The sequence below is a fragment of the Aquiflexum sp. genome (assembly GCF_977115555.1).
This window is the reverse complement of sequence record NZ_CDSBKL010000320.1, coordinates 1-4,919: the sequence shown is the minus strand read 5'-3', so window position 1 is coordinate 4,919 and position 4,919 is coordinate 1. Positions and strand designations below refer to the sequence as shown.

The 4,919-nt window shown below is 38.9% G+C and carries 5 protein-coding genes; 1 reads left to right on the top strand and 4 read right to left on the bottom strand.

Translation table 11 applies throughout. The features are described from left to right. Positions 1–431: glycosyl hydrolase family 18 protein (locus tag ACZFYI_RS15750; RefSeq protein ID WP_462525085.1), on the top strand; the 431-nt coding region annotated here is incomplete at its 5' end. A gap of 69 nt (positions 432–500) precedes the next feature. Here the strand turns inward: ACZFYI_RS15750 and ACZFYI_RS15745 are convergent. The 4 genes from ACZFYI_RS15745 to ACZFYI_RS15730 form a co-directional block, all read right to left on the bottom strand. Continuing rightward, a complete protein-coding gene (locus ACZFYI_RS15745; RefSeq protein ID WP_462525084.1) occupies positions 501–1,220 on the bottom strand; it encodes an eCIS core domain-containing protein in 720 nt (239 codons plus the stop codon). Between the two features lie 175 nt (positions 1,221–1,395). Further along, on the bottom strand, positions 1,396–2,862 hold the full coding sequence (locus ACZFYI_RS15740; RefSeq protein WP_462525083.1) for an SLC13 family permease: 1,467 nt from the start codon (positions 2,860–2,862) through the stop codon (positions 1,396–1,398). Between the two features lie 161 nt (positions 2,863–3,023). After that, complete coding sequence (locus ACZFYI_RS15735; RefSeq protein ID WP_462525082.1) at positions 3,024–3,932, bottom strand: TIGR01777 family oxidoreductase; 909 nt, start codon at positions 3,930–3,932, stop codon at positions 3,024–3,026. 449 nt (positions 3,933–4,381) lie between these two features. Then, entirely contained in the window at positions 4,382–4,879 is a 498-nt protein-coding gene (locus ACZFYI_RS15730) for a GbsR/MarR family transcriptional regulator (protein WP_462525081.1), read from the bottom strand. Positions 4,880–4,919: the final 40 nt, after the last annotated feature.

Below are 4,919 nucleotides of genomic sequence, written 5' to 3'. Positions count from 1 at the left end.
ATTTGAGTTTCAAAGAGATTAAAGAATATTTTGGGGACTTGGAAAAATTTGAAAAAGTGCCTGTATATGGGTTTGACCCTATAATGGGCTCTTCTTATTTTGAATATTTTGATAAGGGAAAAATGAATATCCTTTGGTTTGAAGATGAAAACAGTCTGTACCAAAAATACAATTACGCTTTAGACCAAGGATTAGGTGGTGTGGCGATTTGGGGACTTGGTTACGACGAAGGATATGTTGAATTATGGGATGCTTTAGGAGCGGCGATGGTAAAGGTGGATACTGTGATTGTCTCCAAAAAACCCTCAGAATCAGAAAAAGAATCATATAGGGATAGATTTTGGACAGCCAAGGCTTTTGGGACTGTTTTGCTGATTTTTATGGTCATAGGGGTGATAATTGGTATTTTTCTCCTTGCAAGGAAGAAGTAAAAAAAGGTTTAAATCTCTTTGCATGAAATGATAGGTTGGGTTTTGGTCTACATTTAGCGAACCAATGCTTTATAAATTCTCTTCATTAATAGCCCCCATCACATCCGCCTCTTTCTCCAAAACAGCATCTTCATTGACATTCAGACCGCCTTTTCCCGCAAAGACGGGATCCCCGCTTGGCTGCGACATTTGACGCGTAGGCTTAACCCTTCCCTGTTTCTGCTGCACTACATGCCATGCTTCATGGGGGAGGTGCTTTTCTTGTCCCGATGCAATGTGGATTTCGGTGCCTTGGGCATATGCATGGGCTTGAAGGCTAGCAGGTTTATCAGAATTGTAATGCACCTTGACATCATCCATGGAGTATCCCGAAAGATTCTCAATCCCTGATTTAAGGTTATCAGGCAGGCCTGTATTATTTTCTTGCTTTTGGATAGTTTCAAACTTGCCTTGAAGAGGTTCTTCTTCCTCAAGTGACATTTTTTGTATGGTGTCAAACTTTCCCTGAAGCAATTCCTCGTCTTCTATTCCCTCTCTTTGAGCCGTTTCAAACTTACCTTGAATAGGTTCTTCTTCTTCCACCCCTTGTTTTTGGATAGCTTGGGAGGAATTGAACAGGCCTTCAAGAGCTTTCAATTGAAGGGCATGTTTCCCTTGGTTTGCCATTTGGATCAAGCCCGCAAGAGAAGATTTTCTATTGTCAGGGAGACTGACTTTGGATTGGGATTTTCTCTGATGGGAGGGAGGAGTCAAAGCAGAAGGCTTTTCCTTAGCGGGATAGGATTTCATGGATAGCAAGTAAGGATTGAACTCGTTTTGGCTTTTAAAATACACTCTAAAAAACAATTGCATTAAGTTAATGAAAATCAACGGAATAAAGAACAGTGAAATGCAATTTGGATGGGTAGGCCTACTATTTCTTTGAAACAAAGGCGAAAAAGTATTTTTTGTTAAAGATTACCCCCTAAAAAGGATAAACCCTCAAATCAATCCCCCAAATCAAGGGCAGCAGAAAATAAGTAAATAGGGTGACCACTAGGATCGAAACAAGATTCATCCACAAACCGGCTTTGACCATGTCGGGGATCCTGAGGTAACCCGAACCGAATACCACAGCATTTGGCGGTGTGGCAACGGGCAACATAAAGGCACAACTCGCAGCCATCGTCGCACCGACCATCAAGCCAAAAGGATGTACGCCCATAGAGTAGGAGACAGCCGCCAAAATCGGAAGGATCATCGAAGCCGTAGCAACATTGGAAGTGATCTCGGTCAGGAAATTGACTGCAGCGATGATCACCAACAAAAACAGACCAAATGCAATGAAATCAAGGAATACAAACTGATTTCCGATCCAAGAAGCCAATCCGGTAGATTTGAATCCCTCTGCCAAAGACAAGCCGCCTCCAAATAACAACAAAATTCCCCAAGGAATGCTTTCGGCAGTTTTCCAATCTAGTAGTTTAGTTTTCGGTTTGGAAGAGGGGAGGACAAACAACACCAAAACCCCCGCAATCGCAATGATCGTATCGTCCAAGGCAGGAATCAAATCCTGCAACAAAAATGTCCTGCTGATCCAGGCAAAACTCACCGAACCGAAAACCCATGCAACCCGCTTTTCTTCTTTTGACATGGGACCCAATAGGGCCAATTGCCTTTGGATTTCTTCTTTTCCGCCTTCAATTTTAAAGTTCTTCTCAAAAGGGAAGGCATATTTCACCAAATAAAACCAACAAAATACCAACAGCAACACAGAAGCAGGCAAGCCATAAAGCATCCATTGGGAGAAGCTGATTTCATAACCATACATGTCTTTGATGACTCCGGCCAAAATGATATTGGTAGGTGTACCGATCAGCGTGGCCATGCCGCCGATCGAAGCACTATAAGCAATCCCCAACATCAATGCTTTTCCAAGATTGTTTGGCAGGATTTCCTTGATGGCTGCATTTGGAGTCAGCTGCGTCACGACTGCCACACCGATGGGAAGCATCATCAGGGAAGTCGCGGTATTGGAGATCCACATGGACAAAAAACCCGTAGCCACCATAAATCCCAAAATGATCTTTTGGATGTCTGTGCCGATAAAGGAAATGATGCTCAAAGCAATCCGCTTGTGCAAATCCCATTTCTCAATAGCCATGGCAATCATAAATCCTCCCATATACAACAAGACCATGGGATGGGAGTAAGAAACTGCAGTTTCACCAATCGACAGGATATCCAATGTGGGCAACAGCACCAAGGGCAACAATGCTGTAGCAGCAATCGGGATCGCTTCGGTAATCCACCAAGTAGCAATCCATACCGTGACGGCAAGCATGGCCAAAGCTTCAGCGGGCATCGCATCAGGTTTTACAAAAAATAAAATGAAGAGGAATAAAACCGGTCCAAGAAATATTCCGATGCGTGAAGTGAGGTTAGGGTTCATGTCAGCAATTGAAACTTCTAATTACCAAAAAAATCAAGGAAATCAAATCAGAATCATTGGGGTGGTGGATTATAGCTTATATGGAGTCTAAAGTCAATATGGGAAGTGTTTCTATTTTATTTAACATAATGTAAATTATATAACAAATATACTTCACCTATTTAATTTAAGAGATCGGCAAAAGCTTCATCTATTTTAGAATACTTAAACTTGAAACCTGCATTTAAAAGCCTTTTAGGAATAACCCAACGGCTTTTCAAAATCAATTCGGTTTCTGTCCTTATTAAAATAGCGCCTATTTCTAAAAGCCAACTCGGAATTGGAATTCCAAATGGCATATGGATAGCGTCTCGAAGAGATCTCATAAAGTTATCATTGTTGATTGGATTAGGACTTGAAATATTGATAGCGCCATTTAAACTTTCATTGGCAATTATAAAATCTACAGAACTTACAAAATCCTGTTCATGGATCCAACTGAAATACTGATTCCCTGGGCCTTGTTTTCCACCTAGGCCAAGCTTGGCAAGAATCTTTAATGGTTTTAGAGCTCCTTGATTTTTTCCCAGAACAATAGCAGTCCTTATCGCCACTTTTCTGGTTGTACCAACTTTGATAGTATTGAATATATTTTCCCACTTTTGACAGACGTCAACGGAAAAACCCGATCCAAATTCTCCTGTTTCTTCATCCATCGCTTTATCTAAAGAATGTCTGTAAATAGTAGCTGAAGAAGAATTGATCCAAATTTTAGGTGGATTTTTACAAAGTTGAATTGCTTTCCCAAGCACTTCTGTAGATTCTAATCTTGTTGAATATATCAGTTTCTTATTTGATTTTGAATATCGACAATCAACCGACTTGCCATTTAAATTGATCAAAACATCAGCATTTTCTAATGATGTTGACCAAGGCCCAAGGGACTTCCCATCCCAATTTTCATATTGTAAATTTTTAAGTTGCCTAGATTTCCCTCGTGTAAGTACAATGATATGGGAATCCTTTTTATGATGTTCGATGATGCATTTTCCTAGAAAACCGCTTCCACCTGCCAAAACAATTCTTTTCATGATACAGAGATTTAGGCTGTTTTGGTTTTAGAATTTCTTTTTAGTTTGAAGAATACGAATAGATTAAAGAAATGCATTCCTCCTAAAATGAGGATTATACTTCCTATTTTTAAGCTCAAACTTTCAATTATTTCCTGAATTGTATTTATTTCACCATAGATCTGCAGCGTGAAAACAGCATATCCAATATTGATTAGATAAAATCCTACCACCAATAATTTGTTAACACTGTCAGCCATAAGTTCATTTTGATGAAAAATGTCCACCAAGAAAACTCGGCCATTTGTAAAAAGGGTATTTGCAACCCAAATTGTCAATGAGATTGTAAGCAGTAGGTAAATCGAGTAAGAAATCACAATGTAGTTCATATTTTTAGAGTGTTTGGTTTATATATGTTTCATTAATTTCAAATCATTCAAATAATATTGAAAGTTTACAAGAAAAAAAATTTAGATCTTTAAAAGAAGCTTGAAAAACCAGTTTTGATCAGATTTTGTAAACTTATCAATTGTGTTGTCAACCTTTAATGAGAAATCAAACAAGTCCCCTGTTACTTTTTTAAACTCATCGACTTCTTTTTTATTCTCTCCGTTTACAACTTGAACATCTCCAAGCATTTTCAGAATCGGTTCAATTTCTCTTCTTCTTCTTTCTTTAGATACTTGTTTGGCCAAATCCCAAACATCCTTACCTGTTGAAAAGTACTCTCTTCTCTCCCCTATCTTAAATTCTTTTTTTACTATTCCCCAATCCATAAGAGCCCGCAAATTCATGTTTACATTCCCTCTTGACATTTGGAGTTCTTCCATGATTTCTTCTGCAGACAAAGGTTCGGTTGCCAATAATAAAAGGGCATGTATTTGTGCCATTACTTTGTTTATTCCCCAATTTGACCCCAATGTGCCCCAAGCTTGGATAAACTTATTTTTTGCTTCTAAATATTCCATGTTTCAAATGTACTCTAAATTTCTATACTTTCAAATATTA

Bases quoted from the DNA above. Each gene is read 5' to 3' on its own strand.
- ACZFYI_RS15745 (WP_462525084.1), bottom strand. From the start codon at position 1,220: ATGAAATCCTATCCCGCTAAGGAAAAGCCTTCTGCTTTGACTCCTCCC.
- ACZFYI_RS15740 (WP_462525083.1), bottom strand. From the start codon at position 2,862: ATGAACCCTAACCTCACTTCACGCATCGGAATATTTCTTGGACCGGTT.
- ACZFYI_RS15735 (WP_462525082.1), bottom strand. From the start codon at position 3,932: ATGAAAAGAATTGTTTTGGCAGGTGGAAGCGGTTTTCTAGGAAAATGC.
- ACZFYI_RS15730 (WP_462525081.1), bottom strand. From the start codon at position 4,879: ATGGAATATTTAGAAGCAAAAAATAAGTTTATCCAAGCTTGGGGCACA.